This window comes from Aeromonas sp. 604443, from assembly GCF_049170315.1.
GTDB lineage: Bacteria > Pseudomonadota > Gammaproteobacteria > Enterobacterales > Aeromonadaceae > Aeromonas > Aeromonas veronii_A.
Genome location: NZ_JAAKMI010000001.1, coordinates 440,896 through 455,071, shown reverse-complemented (window position 1 = coordinate 455,071; position 14,176 = coordinate 440,896). Strand labels below are relative to the sequence as shown.

The 14,176-nt window shown below is 58.4% G+C and carries 13 protein-coding genes; 12 read left to right on the top strand and 1 reads right to left on the bottom strand.

Features of this window, described 5'->3' with window-relative positions:
- The first annotated feature begins 167 nt into the window (after positions 1-167).
- From G5380_RS01885 to G5380_RS01835, 11 genes are all read left to right on the top strand, one after another.
- Positions 168-1,118, top strand: coding sequence for an AAA family ATPase (locus G5380_RS01885; protein WP_421254675.1), 951 nt, complete (start codon positions 168-170; stop codon positions 1,116-1,118).
- Entirely contained in the window at positions 1,109-2,011 is a 903-nt protein-coding gene (locus tag G5380_RS01880; protein ID WP_421352283.1) for a DUF58 domain-containing protein, read from the top strand. The genes G5380_RS01885 and G5380_RS01880 overlap by 10 nt, the downstream gene beginning before the upstream one ends.
- Positions 1,996-2,535 carry a DUF4381 domain-containing protein gene (locus G5380_RS01875; protein ID WP_227342814.1) on the top strand — a complete coding sequence of 180 codons (540 nt, stop codon included), beginning with the start codon at positions 1,996-1,998 and terminating at the stop codon, positions 2,533-2,535. Before G5380_RS01880 ends, G5380_RS01875 begins: the two co-directional genes overlap by 16 nt.
- A complete protein-coding gene (locus G5380_RS01870) occupies positions 2,532-3,524 on the top strand; it encodes a VWA domain-containing protein (RefSeq protein WP_204479202.1) in 993 nt (330 codons plus the stop codon). The genes G5380_RS01875 and G5380_RS01870 overlap by 4 nt, the downstream gene beginning before the upstream one ends.
- The gene (locus tag G5380_RS01865) at positions 3,515-4,966 is read left to right on the top strand and encodes a VWA domain-containing protein (protein ID WP_227342812.1); all 1,452 of its coding nucleotides are present in this window, start codon (positions 3,515-3,517) and stop codon (positions 4,964-4,966) included. Before G5380_RS01870 ends, G5380_RS01865 begins: the two co-directional genes overlap by 10 nt.
- Positions 4,967-4,986: 20 nt before the next feature.
- Positions 4,987-6,498: a BatD family protein gene (locus G5380_RS01860; protein ID WP_204481353.1), complete on the top strand. Its 1,512-nt coding sequence runs from the start codon at positions 4,987-4,989 to the stop codon at positions 6,496-6,498.
- Positions 6,499-6,511: 13 nt separating this feature from the next.
- Positions 6,512-7,111 (top strand): sigma-70 family RNA polymerase sigma factor, encoded by a 600-nt coding sequence (locus G5380_RS01855; RefSeq protein ID WP_204479196.1) that lies wholly within the window; start codon positions 6,512-6,514, stop codon positions 7,109-7,111.
- Entirely contained in the window at positions 7,104-7,883 is a 780-nt protein-coding gene (locus tag G5380_RS01850; protein ID WP_227342808.1) for a DUF3379 domain-containing protein, read from the top strand. Before G5380_RS01855 ends, G5380_RS01850 begins: the two co-directional genes overlap by 8 nt.
- Before the next feature lie 402 nt (positions 7,884-8,285).
- A complete protein-coding gene (locus G5380_RS01845) occupies positions 8,286-9,569 on the top strand; it encodes an outer membrane protein transport protein (RefSeq protein ID WP_421352282.1) in 1,284 nt (427 codons plus the stop codon).
- Positions 9,570-9,821: 252 nt separating this feature from the next.
- Positions 9,822-11,078 (top strand): OmpP1/FadL family transporter, encoded by a 1,257-nt coding sequence (locus G5380_RS01840; RefSeq protein ID WP_227342804.1) that lies wholly within the window; start codon positions 9,822-9,824, stop codon positions 11,076-11,078.
- Between the two features lie 116 nt (positions 11,079-11,194).
- On the top strand, positions 11,195-12,418 hold the full coding sequence (locus G5380_RS01835; RefSeq protein ID WP_216953530.1) for an EAL and HDOD domain-containing protein: 1,224 nt from the start codon (positions 11,195-11,197) through the stop codon (positions 12,416-12,418).
- Here the strand turns inward: G5380_RS01835 and G5380_RS01830 are convergent.
- Complete coding sequence (locus G5380_RS01830) at positions 12,415-13,578, bottom strand: acetyl-CoA C-acyltransferase (RefSeq protein ID WP_421230896.1); 1,164 nt, start codon at positions 13,576-13,578, stop codon at positions 12,415-12,417. The two genes, G5380_RS01835 and G5380_RS01830, sit on opposite strands and share 4 nt — an antisense overlap.
- Positions 13,579-13,700: 122 nt before the next feature.
- Between G5380_RS01830 and G5380_RS01825 the strand changes: the two genes are divergently transcribed.
- Positions 13,701-14,099, top strand: coding sequence for a MerR family transcriptional regulator (locus G5380_RS01825; protein ID WP_216953528.1), 399 nt, complete (start codon positions 13,701-13,703; stop codon positions 14,097-14,099).
- The last annotated feature ends 77 nt before the right edge of the window (positions 14,100-14,176 follow it).

Genomic DNA, 14,176 nt, shown 5'->3' with positions numbered 1-14,176 from the left:
TAAAAGGCAGAGGTCTGACCTCATTGCGCCACATCTTAACAATCCAATCACAAGTTTCATACAGCTGATTGAAACTAAATTAAGCACGGCAAGGCCCCTTTGCTCGCCCTTGGGGAGCAACTGGAGTATAAAAAGATCAACTTCCATAAAAACAACGGGTTTATCGCATGGCAGCGGCCGAGTTCAGAGCACTTAGGGACTATCTTGGCAGTCAGATCCTGGGGCAGGAGGAGCTAATAGAAGGGCTCCTGATTGCCCTGTTATGTGAAGGACATGTGTTAATCGAAGGGGCCCCCGGCCTTGCCAAAACCCGCGCCGTCAAGGCGCTCGCTGGCGCCGTCGAAGGGCGCTTTGCCCGTATCCAGTTTACCCCCGACCTGCTTCCTGCCGATCTCACCGGCAGCGAGGTGTTTCACCCGCAGGATGCCAGTTTTGTTTTCCAGCCAGGCCCCCTCTTCAACCATCTGGTGCTGGCAGACGAGATCAACCGGGCGCCAGCCAAGGTACAATCAGCGCTGCTGGAAGCCATGGCCGAACACCAGATCACCGTGGGCAAAAAGAGCTGGCGGCTGCCACCTCTCTTTATGGTCGCCGCCACCCAGAACCCCATCGAGCAGGAGGGAACCTATCCCCTGCCGGAGGCGCAGCTCGACCGCTTTCTGCTCAAGTTGATGGTGGATTACCCGAGCCCCACCATGGAGCTCGCCATCTTGCAGCTCAACGCCAGCGGCGAACAGCTTGGCGCGGCACCAGTGACCCTGAGTCAGACCAGCTTGCAGCGTGCCCGCAGCGAAGTGCTGGCGGTAACCATGCAAAGCCGACTGGAGCACTATCTGGTGGAGCTGGTCTGCGCCACTCGCCCGGGCAGCGGCCTTTGCCTTGCCCTTGAGCCATTGATTGCCGTGGGGGCCAGCCCTCGGGCTACGCTGGGGCTGGCTCGCTCCGCCCGCGCCCGAGCCTGGCTTGCCGGACGAGATTATGTGCTACCGGAAGATATCCAGCTGCAAGCCTATCCGGTGATGCGCCACCGCCTTATTCCCAGCTATCAGGCACTGGCCGACAATCTGGATAACGATATCCTGATCGCTCAACTGCTGGATCAGGTGCCATGCCCCTAGAACCCGGTCTGCATCCCGATATCGCCCTGTCGCTGCCACGGCTGCTCAATATCCGGCTATGGGCCAAGGCCAGGAAGCCACCTCACGCAGGCAGAAGCAGCAGCGAACGCGGCAAACCGGGCCGCTCTCCCGGACTCACGTTTCGGGAGCTGCGCGCCTATCAGGCTGGTGACGAGGTACGCCATATCGACTGGCGAGTGACCGCACGCCTCGGTCGTCCCTATACCCGCCTCTATAGCGAGGAGCTGGATCAGGCGCACTGGCTGCTGCTCGATCTCTCTCCCGCCATGTATTTCGGCTCCACACTGCAGCTCAAGGCGCGACTGGGGTGCGAGCTGGCTGCAGCCCTGATCTGGCAAGGGGAGAAGCTGCACAACACCCTGATTTACCACGGGCTTATCCCAAATCACCAGAGCCAGCGCGGCAGCGTGCTGCCCCTGCTCGAATCCCTCTGCCATCACTATCAGCAAGGGCTGGCCCGCCGGGCGCTTTCTCACTCGCTGGGCGACACCTTGTCCGGCGTGAAGCTGCCTCACGGTGCCAAGCTGACGATCATCACCGATCACAGATCCTGCGAGTCGGCGCTCTGTCAGCAATTGCAACTGCTCTCCCGCCGCCACGATATTCACTATTGGCAGATCCGTGACCCCCTCGAGGCAGCCCTTCCCCCTGACGGCCAGCTGCCAGTGGCTATCGATCGGCCAGGGCAGCACTATCAGGGCTGGCTGGATGGGAGCCATGCCGGTTTCTCCCAGCGCTACCGGCATGCCGCCGAGCAGCAGCTGGCCCACGGCAAGCAGTTGCTGTTGCCATTGGTGCAGCGCCTCTATCTGCTCGATAACAGCCAGACGCTGCAACAGCAGTGGCAGGAGGGGCTATGTCATCAGGGATGATCTCGCCCGCCGAACTCGACAGCGCCAGTCCAGCCTCCGACGCCATCACTCCGCCGCTGGCCGCCCTGATGCGCGACATCCACCCGGGACCTGATCTGATTGAACAGAGTCTTGATCCCAGAGTGCAGGCGCTACTGTGGCTATTGATCACAGCGTTATTGCTGCTGCTGATCGTCTTGATTGCCCGGAGAGTGATACGTTACCGCCGCTGGTGTCATCAGCTGGAGGGAGATCCGGCGCTGCTGGTGGCACGCATACAGGAGGCCCTGCGTCATGAAGCACTGCAACGCTGGCCCGAGGCGCGCCAATTGCAGGGAGAGGCGTGGCTCGCCTTCGTCGATCGTCACGGCGGCAGCAATTTTAGCCAGTTTTCGTCTCACTGGAGCAGTTGGCTCTATGGCAGCCAGAACCCGACTCGCGAGCAGAGCGAACAACTGCGGCAACATTATCGCCGCTGGGGTCAGACCCTCTTCTTGCAACGCTCTCCCCGCTCGGGGCGTAAAACCGCACGGAGGCATTCATGATCCTGGCCTGGCCCTGGTTTGCGCTGGCGCTGGTACTGCCCTTGCTGGTGCGCTTCGGCTTGCCGCCCCTGCGCCGCGGCTATCTGGCTCACCCCGGGTTTGCGCTGCTGCGTCCTCAGGCCGGATTACCGCTCTGGCGCGCCATGCTGCTCTGGTGCGCCCTTATCCTCGCCCTCTGCCGCCCCCAGTGGTGGGGAGAACCGGTTATTCAATATGAAGGGAGTCGGGATCTGCTGCTGGCGGTGGATCTGTCAGACAGCATGCGCACCCCTGATATGCTCGATAACGGCGAGCAGCAAGCACGGCTAACGGCGGTGCGCCAGCAGATCAAGACGCTGATCGCCAAACGGGCCGGAGACAGGGTGGGCCTCATTGTCTTTGCCGATCACGCCTACCTGCTCTCTCCCCTCACTCAGGAGATCCCGGCGCTGTTGACCTTGAGCGACGAGCTCGATTTTGATCTTGTCGGCCGAACCACCGCCCTTGGCGAAGCCATCCAGCTGGCACGTCAGCATGGAGATCCGGGTCGCCCCACCGCCCTGCTGCTGGTCACTGATGGCCGCAATACCGCAGGCAATGCCGACCCGCTGCAGGAGGCAAAACTCGCCGCAGCGCAGGGAATACGGATCTACACGCTGGGGGTCGGGGCCGATCCCGATACCTTTATTCAACCCTACGATGAGGCGGGCAGCGGTCAGGCCGATCCCAGCAGCGAACTGGACGAGCCGCTCCTGAAAGAGCTGGCACAGACAGGCCAAGGGCGTTACTTTCGGGCACGCACCCAGAGCGATCTCGATGCCATCAACGTGACCATCAATGCCCTTGAACCTGCCCCCATGCCGATTGCCCAGTACCAGCCGGTGATCGAGCTCTACCCCTGGCCGTTGGCACTGCTTTGTGGCTTGCTGCTTCTGCCATCAGGGCACGGCAGGCTGGAGTTTCGCATGGTGCGTAGCTGGCTGACACGAGGCGCACGCAGATGGAGTTGATCTTGCTCCGCCCCCTGTGGCTGATCGCACTCATCCCCTGGCTCTGGCAAGGGTGGCGCCGTCGTCGCAAGCCCACGCTGCTCGCACCTGCGATGCAGGCTTATCTGCTGCCAGCATCCCACCCTCAACGCCCCTGGCTTTGGTTGGCGACACTGCCCGTCATTTTGGCTCTGAGCGGACCGGCACTGCGCGGCGAGCTGCAACAGCAGCCTGCAGCGCCGCTCGATATCTGGCTGCTGGACTTGTCACGCTCGATGACCGCCACCGACCTCAAACCGGATCGGGCGACCCGGGTCAGGTGGCAGTTGCAGCAACTGCTGAGCCGTGCTCAGGGCGAGCGCATCGCGCTGATCCTCTACGCAGGCGATGCCTACCTCGCCATGCCGCCCACCCGGGATCATCAAGCCCTTTCGCTGCTGCTGCCCGACTTGCGCCCCGATATCATGCCGCTGCAGGGCAGCAACCCGGCACGGGCGGTGGAACTTGCCATGAAGCAGCTGGCCCCTGGAGAACAAGCGCGTCTGCTGCTGATCACCGACGACCTCACCCGGAATCAGATGACCCAAATCGCCGCCCTGTGGCCCTGCCAGCAACGCCTTCTTTGCCGCGACACCCAGTCGGCACGCCTCGATATTCTGCTTGCCAGCAGTGGTCAACCGGCCCCCATGCCCGCCATTCCGGCCAATGAGTTGGGGTTTGCCGCCCGCATGCCCGCGCAGTTGCCCGCCCCCGATAGTCAGGCCATTGCCGCACTGGCCAATCGCCTCGGCGGTGAGCTGCAGTGGCTTGGCAGCAACACACCCCGCTTTGCTTCCCTCCCCACCACGACCTCGGCCCTCACCCCGGCACCACTGGATCTTGGCCCCTGGCTGCTGATCCCCTTGTTACCACTGGCCTTGCTGGCCAGAGTCGGCGCCCGGTTGATGATGGCGCTGATGGTGGGTGCTCAGCTGCTTGCGCCACAAGACCTGCAAGCGGCAGAGAGGGGAGACCTGCAAGCGATGCAGGCTTATCAAGAGGGGGATTTTCAGCGGGCAGCCCGCACCTTCAACGATCCAGTCTGGCGCGGCAACGCCTGGTATCGAGCTGGTGCCTACCGGCAAGCCATCTCAGCCTATCAGGAAGCGGCGAGTGCCACCGCCCACTACAACCGCGGCAATGCCCTGCTGCAGCTGGGGGAGTTTGCCGCGGCCAAGGAGGCCTATCTGGCGGCCCTGGCACTGGAACCCGGCCATGAAGATGCGCTCTATAACCTCTCTCTGTTACAGGGCACAGCGGCGGCCGCTCCCGATACCAGCAACAGCAAGCAGCCCGAACCATCGGCAGCTCAGCAGGCGACGGCAATGCCCTTGCCCTCCTCTCCCCCGGTGTTGCTACTGGAGCAGCGACTGCGTAAAGAGGCGCTGCGCCGGGATCTTATCAAGGTGGAGGAGCCCTGGTGACGCGGGCAGGATGGGGGTTGTTGCTCGCACTGGCGAGTCCACTTTGCTGGGCCTTACCCCCCCGGGCAGAGCTGCTGCCGGGGGCTGACCCCAGCGATTGGCTGCTGATCATCGAAGCGGATGGCGAGCGCCAGAGCAACGAGCTGGAGATCTCCCCCCTACTGCGCCAATTTGCAGTGGGCAGAGTGACCATGAGCCGGGTCACGACCCCGGTACAACAACTGACTCGCTGGCAGATCCCGCTGCACCAGAGCAATTCAACCGCAAATACCGAGGTGGTGATTGCCCCGCTCAAGCTGGGAAATGAGTTCACCCCCTCGCTCACCCTGCCATTGAGAGAGGTGAAAACAGCGGCACTACCGCAACCCGCAGCCCCCTCGCCCCTCGAGATGCAGGCCAGCCTTGATCATCAGGGCCCGCTCTATCCCGGCCAGCCGGTGATCTACCGGCTGACACTGTGGCTGCCCACCAGTATGCAAAACCCGGCGCTGAGCGAACTCAGCTCTGCTAGCTTCACCATCCGTCGCCTCGGTAGCGACGAGTGGATCGCCCCCGCTCAGGCTGGTCTACCAGGCCGGCTCACCCGCAGCTGGCTCGTTCAGGCAAAAGCGCCTGGGCTATGGCTCCTCGACTCACCCCGCTTGCAGGGGCAGCTCACGCAGCAGGGGAGCAAGCCGCAAAAACTCTCGGCCCGCGCGGCACCGCTCGAGGTGAGGGTCGACAAGGCCCCCGCCACGCCGGTGGCCACCCGGCTGACCCTGAGTCAACGGCTTGAACCGGCCTCCAAGGGGGAAGTGGGTGAACCGCTGATCCGGATCCTCACCCTGACCATGGAAAATGGTGACAGCGGCCAGATCCAGCTTGCCCCCCTGATGGCCCATCAACTGCCAAGCGGCATACAGGCACATCCCGATGGCGAGCAACAGCAGGAGCGTTACCGAGATGGCAAGCTGCTGTTTGAGCGACAGTGGCGCCAGACTCTGGTCGCGGAGCAGAGCGGCGACTACCAGCTGCCCCCCATTGATCTGCCCTGGTTTAATACCCAAAGTGGCCGGATTGAGCAGGCCAGCCTGCCCGCCATCACGCTGACGTTTCAGGCAACGACAAATCGGCAACCTGATCAGCAGACATCGCAGGTGGCACTGCGAGAGAGCCTTTGGTGGGTCGTGCTGGCCATAACGCTGCGTACGCTATGGCGCAACGGGCCCCGCTGGCGCGCCTTCTATCAACTGCAACGAGCCCTTGCCCGACACCAGCCGGATGCCAGTCGCAAGACGCTGATCCGGTGGGCGACCTTGCGCTGGCAGGTCTCCTATTATCAATTAGGCCAGTTGCCTGACGCTGGGCATAATCGGCTCGGCAACGCGCTAGCCGCACTCGAGCGAGCCTGTTTTTCACGACCCTCTTCTGGCCCCCCCATCGAGTGGCGCGCTCTGGCGCGTACCCTCAGGGCAGATGAAGCTGCCGGTATTGCGCACCTGATTTACCTGCTGGCGCACGGGAGTTACCGCTTCCGCCGCCACGCCCCCTGACAAGGATTGCTCTATGGCACTGCTGTTTTTTAGAAAAAAACGTGCTCAGCAGCATATTGGTGGAAATGATCCGGCCATTTCGCCGGTCTCTGATCCCATGGCTGACAAACAAACCAAATTTGAAGCACTGGTTCATGCGCTGCACGGCGATCTATACCGGTATGCCTACTGGCTGACCCGGGATCCCAACGTAGCGGAAGATCTGGTGCAAGAGACCTTTCTGCGAGCATGGAAGGCTATCGACACCCTGCAGGATGACAAGGCAGCCAAAGGGTGGCTGATCACCATCCTCAGACGGGAAAACGCCCGCCGCTTTGAACGCAAACAGCTGGAACTGATTGATCTCGACGATCACCCTCAACCCCAGCACGATGCGCTGCACAGCGAACAGGAGATGGAGAACGAGTGGTTGCACCGTCACATCGCCCGGTTGCCCGAGGAGTATCAGGAGCCACTGCTGCTGCAAGTCGTGGGAGGATTCAGTGGTGAGGAGATTGCCGAGATGCTCGGCCTCAACAAGAACACCGTTATGACCCGACTGTTTCGCGCCCGCAACCAGATCAAGGAGGCGATGGAGCAGAAGAACCAAGCAAGAGGACACGGACATGGATGAACTCGAATTTCGCCGCAACGCCATGATCCAGCCCAACGATCAACAACCGGACTTTCTCAAAACTGCTGAAGCAAGCCAGGCCAATCGGAACTACCTCGACGAGATGAAGCAGTTCGACAGAAGCCTCAAGCGCACCATGCAGGTAGAGGTTCCCGCCGGACTGGCCGAGCGGATCCTGCTCAGGCAAGCCATGCTGCAAGACAGTGACGCGCCAGATGATATGCCGCCATCCCGCCCCCTTGGCACGGCACCGGTCAAGATCCGGACATCGACATCCTGGCGCCAGATCGCCCTGGCTGCATCGGTCGCCTTCCTGCTGGGAATGAGCACCCGCTGGATCACGCTGCCAGAAACGGCTCCTGCGGCCCTCTCCCTCGCACAGGTGGCGATGGCTCATGTCTATGGTGAAGAACCCTTTATTGAAGGTGTCGATGAGCAGGTCAATCTGCATAGCATCAATGCCAAGATGGAGAAGTATGGCGCCACCTTAAGCGGGATGGATGGGCTTAAGGTGACCTATGTCAATCACTGCTCGTTTTATCAGGGACCGGCCTTGCACATGGTGATCCAGGGAAAGATGGGGCCAGTCACTCTCTTTTTAGTGCCCAAACATGTGCCATTAACCCTGCAACAGGACACCTTTGATGATGGCACCCTCAAAGGGGAGATAGTCCAGCTCAAAGGCGCCAATATGGTACTGATTGGCGAGATGAAAGAGCCACTTGCCCCTGTTGCCAACGCCCTGCAGTCACGTCTGCAGTGGGACATTTAACATCGCTGGTTAACAACCTCAGAGCCATCCTCAATAGCAGGCGGCGGTCACGAGACGCTGCCTGTTCCCTCCCTGTTTACTCCCCTTTGTCACTCATTTGCCTCAAGATTTCGAAAAATTGACAAAATTATTTTTGTGACGGAGATCGGCAATCCAGGTCAATATTCCGCCTTTAGACCCTGAAAATGATGAATTAAACAGCAAGTTAAAACAAATGATTAACACATCGATCACTTTTATGTATTCTGCTGTCACTGGTCTGATTTCTTACCTCCTACCAGATCCATAGAATCACGCCAGAATTGATTGGGAAGAAGCTGAAATAAAAACGGATTTTGTCGAGGTTTGCATTGAACGTGCAGCCAATATCGGCAAAAAAATCTGCCTACAAGAGAGAACACCATGACGACAACTATTTTCAAGAAGAGCCTGATTGCCGCCACCATCGCGCTGGCCACCGGTCAAGTCCATGCCGCGGCATTCCAGTTGAACGAGCACTCGGCCTCCGGTCTGGGTCGCGCCTATGCCGGTGAAGCGGCTATCGCCGACAACGCCTCCGTGCTGGCCCGTAACCCGGCTGCCATGACCACCTTCGAAAAGATGGCGGTTTCTGTCTCCGGCACCTACATCAAGCCGGATGTCGATGTGAATGGCAGCGTTGCTACGCCTCTGGGTACAGTTCCTGCCAGCGAATCAGGTATTGCTCCGTCAGCATTCGTTCCTGCCGCTTATTTTATTCAGCCGCTGAATGACCAGTGGGCTTGGGGTATCGGCCTCTTCTCAAATTACGGGCTATCTACCGAGTACTCCAAAACCTTCCCGGCTGGTGCCGGTGCCGGTGATACTGAACTGATGACTCTCAATATCAACCCGAACATCGCCTATCGCATCAATGAGCACTTCAGTGTGGGTGCCGGTATCAACGCCGTTTACGGTGCTGCCGAACTCAACCGCTATGCTGGTCTGCTGGGTCCGCTGAACCCACCGAGCCAGGGTGGCCCGCTGGCAACAGATACTCGCTTGGCTCACCTGAAAGGCGATACCTGGGGCTTTGGCTGGAACGTTGGCACTCTGTACGAAGTCAATGAGAACCATCGCTTTGCTCTGACCTACCGTTCACAGGTCGATATGAGCTTTGATGGTGACTTCCAGGGGCTCACTTCAGGGAACCGCACTGTTGATGGCAATCTGAAACTGGATCTCCCTGCTCAGGCCGAGTTTGCCGGTTATCACCGTTTGAATCAGCAATTCGCCGTTCACTACTCTGTCAACTGGACTGACTGGAGTGCCTTCCAGGAGCTGAAAGCAACCAGCGGCCAATGCGCTGGCGGCGTATGTCTGCAAAAGGATGAGAAGTTTAAAGACTCTACTCGTTACTCAATTGGCGGTACCTGGTATATCAACCCGGCTTGGGAAGCGCGTATTGGCTTTGCTTATGACAACAGCCCAATCGAGCCCGAATACCGCAGCCTGAGCATCCCGGATTCTGACCGTGTCTGGTATAGCGCTGGCGCGACCTACCATATCAATACTGATATGAGCATTGACTTTGGTATGGCCTATCTGGACGGTAAAGAGGTTGATGTCAACGAAGGTCTGCGTAACCACTCAGACCCTCTGCGTTGGAAAGGCTCCTCCCACGGCAATGCCTTCCTGGCCTCTGCCCAGTTCAATATGAAGTTCTGATTAGAACGCCACCGAAAAGAGCGCCGACAGGCGCTCTTTTTTTATCCGAAAAAACAGTTTCAGCGCACAGCTGTAGCACACACGTGTTTATTTTTCTTTTTCAATCAAGCTATTAGACTACATCATCCCAGCATTAAATCTTGTTTTCTCCGGATAACCACCATGAGTGTTGCCTTACTGGTCATACCATATAAAATCCTGCCTCCATCCATATGACCTATTGAAACCTCGGGTAACAGCAAGGATTTTCCCATGCATTCCATCATCAAACCGTCCGCCATCGCCCTGCTGGTGATCGCGGGTCAAACCCATGCCGCCGGGTTCCAGCTGGCTGAACAATCCGCCACGGGCCTGGGACGCGCTTTTGCCGGTGAAGCCGCCATTGCGGATAACGCCAGCGTACTCTCCCGCAATGCCGCAGCCATGACCCGTTTCGATCAGATGGCACTGTCTGGCGGAGCTATCTATGTCAGCCCTGACGTCAATATCGAAGGCCACACACGTTTGCCGACGCAAGCCGGCATCGTCACCTCCGATGCGAGTGCACACGATATCGCGGCCTCGGCCTGGGTGCCCAACGCCTATCTCATCATCCCGCTGAATGAGCAGTGGCGCCTCGGCTTCTCGGCCACCTCTTACTATGGTCTTGGCATCAAGATGCCGGATAACTACAGTGCCGGCCACTTTGGCAATGTTTCCGATATCAAGACCATGGATTTGGGAACCTCTCTTGCCTATCGCATCAATGAGATGTGGTCAATTGGCGCAGGGATCTCTGCTATTCAGGGCGAGGGCGAAGTCGGTGGCACCTTCCCCTCTCGCAATCTGATAGCAAAACATCTGCAAGGGGATGGCTGGGCATGGGGCTGGAATGTCGGCACCTTGCTGGAGTTGTCGGAGCAAACCCGGATTGGGCTCTCATACCGCCACGATGTCAATTTGACACTCTCGGGTGATGCCATTCTTGGCCTGCCCAACGGCAAGGAGCTAAAAGACACAGGTTCTCTGGATCTTCCGCTACCCGCAACGGCAGAGCTTGCTGCATTTCACCAGCTGACCGAAAAACTGGCGATCCATGGCAGCCTGAACTGGACCAACTGGAGCAAATTTGTCCAGCTGGAAGCCGATCTGGATACACTGCCCAACATGCATATCAAGGATGAACACTGGGAAGATAGCTGGCGCTATGCGATCGGGATGACCTATCAACTGACTCCCCAGTGGCAGCTGCGCTCGGGAGTTGCTTACGATGCGAGCCCGGTACCAGCGGATCGCCGTACTATCTCCATTCCTGATGCCGACCGGATCTGGTACAGCCTGGGGATGGGTTATCAGTTCACCCCCAACCTGACCATGGATCTGGGGTTAACCCTGATCGATGGCAAGAAGGTTGATGTTACTGAAAAAATGGAGTTGCAACCGGGCAACCCGCAGAGCACCTCCACCTTCCAGGGCACCTCCGAGGGAGATGCCTGGCTGGCTGGCGCCCAAATGAGTTATCTCTTCTAAGTTCCCTCCCTGCAGAAAAACACTATGCCAATTATTGCCTTACCGAACAGGGTCAAAACTGGCATAGTGTTCTGCAACACCATAAAATCAACCCAGTACCCATACTGGAGCAAGGCATGTATTCCTACGTAGCCAGACAGCCGATCCTCGACAGAGACCTCAATACCCATGCCTATGAGCTGCTCTTTCGCGATAGCCTGAATAATGTCTTCCCGAGCATCTCCTCACAACAAGCCACCTCCCGGTTGGTGGTCGAGCAGTTTCTGCAACAGAATATCGATCAGCTGTTGGGTGGCCGCCCCTGCTTTATCAATTTTCCCCACTCACTGTTACTGGAAGGACTGGCCGAGTGCCTGCCACCCGAAAAGGTGGTGATCGAAATTCTGGAGGATGCCCCTCCGGATGATGCCCTGCTGGAAAAGGTGAAGCAGTTGCACAAACTGGGCTATCAGCTGGCACTCGATGACTTCACCATGTCGCCGGATTGGGAGCGCTTCCTCCCGTTTATCCACATCATCAAGTTTGATCTGCGTGACACGCCCCTGTTGCAGATCAGGGTGTTCATCAAGCGCCATCAGGCGCTGGGACTCACCTATCTGGCAGAAAAAGTTGAGGACAAGGCTGAGTTCGAACGAGCCAAAAAGCTGGGGATCCAGCTGTTTCAGGGCTTTTTCTTCAGCCGCCCCGAGATGGTCAAACAAGCCACTATGGAGCCCGCCCAGGTCGTGGTCATGCAGTTGCTCAATGTGGTCAACGAGACAGAACCCGATATCAACAAGATCGAGCAACTGCTCAGCCAGGATATCTCTCTGTCACTCAAGTTGCTGCGCTATGTCAATCATCTCAAAGGCCATGCCAACCCCATCTCCTCGTTTCGCCAGGCTGCGATATACTTGGGCAATACCCAGCTAAAGCGTTTTGTTTCACTGGTGGCTGCGACCAGTGCAGGCAAGGGGAAAAGTGCCGAGCTCTACCAGATGTCGATGATCCGTGCCCGTTTCTGCGAGTTGCTGGCGCATACCCATGCGCCGACCCTGCAGGCTCAGCAAGCGTTTATCACCGGTCTCTTTTCGCTACTGGATGTGCTTATGGAGCAGCCGATGGACAAGCTGCTGGGGACTATCCCCCTGATCGAGGATATCCGGCTGGCGCTGCTCGAGCGCAAAGGCACTCTCGGTTTCTATCTCGCATTTTGTGAAGACTACGAGAATGCCAACTGGCCCAAAGTCACGGCCCGAACAGCCCGCCTGGGGTTGAATGAAGATAAGGTAAGCCACCTTTATCTCGCGGCAACGACCTGGGTGAACGAGCAACTGCAAGCGATGGATACCGGCGATTAAGGGATCTCTACCGCAATAGCGGTCGCCTCTCCGCCACCGATACAAAGAGACGCAATGCCTCGTCTCCCTCTCCGCAACCTCAATGCCGAGATCAGCGTCACCAGAATACGTGCTCCACTCGCGCCAAGCGGGTGACCCAATGCGCAGGCGCCACCATGAACATTCACCTTGTGATGGGGGATCCCGCACCCGCTCATGGCCAGCATGGTGACCATGGCAAAGGCTTCGTTGACTTCGAACAGGTCAACCTCATCCACTGACCAGTCGAGACGAGCCAGCAGTCTGGATATTGCGCCAACGGGAGCGGAAGTGAACTCGGCCGGCAATGCCGCATGGCTCTGATAACCGACGATCCGCGCCAGTACAGGTACCTGCCAAGCTTGCGCAGTGGCACCATCCATCAATATCAGCGCCGCCGCGCCGTCCGAGATGGAGCTCGAATTGGCCGCCGTAATGGTGCCATCTTTACCAAATGCAGGCTTCAGGGTCGGGATCTTCTCCGGCCTCCCTTTGCCCGGTTGTTCGTCTTCGGCCAGCAACAAGCGATCACCGCGATAGACACTTGCCAGCTCGGATGCAAACGCGCCGGCTTGCTGCGCAGCGCGGGCACGCTGCAACGACGCAAGGGCAAACTCATCCATGGCAATGCGGGTCAAACTGGCATGATCGGCGCTGCGCTGGGCGTGTATTCCCATCAACTGGCCATCATAGGCATCCTGCAATCCGTCGAGGAAAAGGTGATCAAACAGCTGTTGATGGCCCATCCGAAAACCATTGCGGGCATTATCCAGCAGATAGGGGGCCCTGCTCATGCTCTCCATCCCCCCAGCCACCACAACCTTGTTATCGCCCAGACGAAGGGAATCTGCCGCCAGCATCACCGCCTTCATGCCGGAGCCACACACCTTGTTGACCGTGGTAGCAGGCACACTCTCTGGCAATCCCGCTTTTAACATCGCCTGCCTTGCCGGCGCTTGTCCCACACCTGCCGAGAGCACATTGCCCATAAACACTTCATCGATCTGCTCGGGAACAAGCCCGCCCTGTGCCAACGCAGCGGCAATGGCACAGGCCCCCAGCTCCGGGGCCGCCACCTCTGCCAGTGCCCCTTGAAACGCCCCCATTGGCGTACGTTTTGCCGCCACAATTGCAATATCCATTTGCCCGCCTCTTTTAGTTACCTGGTCATAACATAGGTTTTCTATGCCATGGGAACAAGAGTTGCAGTGCAGTTTACGTTTAGGTAAGGTGCCAGCAGGATTTAGCTCGCCAAGAAGTTTATATGAACAAAAACAAGGATGAAGCCCGGAGCTACAGCATCAGTGAACTGGCTCGGGAATTTGATATTACGACGCGTAGCATCCGTTTCTATGAGGATCAAGGGTTACTCAATCCCGCCAGAGAAGGGCAGACCCGCATCTACAGCAAGCAGGATCGGGTTCGTCTCAAGTTGACCCTGCGTGGTAAGCGGCTCGGTTTCAGTCTGGCCGAGATCCGGGAGTTGTTTGATCTTTATGATGCCGACAAGAGCAGCCGCACCCAGCTGCAAACCATGCTCGGGCTGGTTACCGAAAAGCGGGAGACGCTGCAGCAGCAGATGGAAGATATCAGGATGGTGCTGCTGGAGCTGGATGCCGCGGAGCGGCGCTGTCAACAGGCATTGCAGCAACTGGGTCGTTAAAGAAGGGGGCCGTGAGATCCCCTTCTCATGCTTCAGATAACAAAAAGCCACTCCTGAGAGTGGCTTTTCTGCTACCT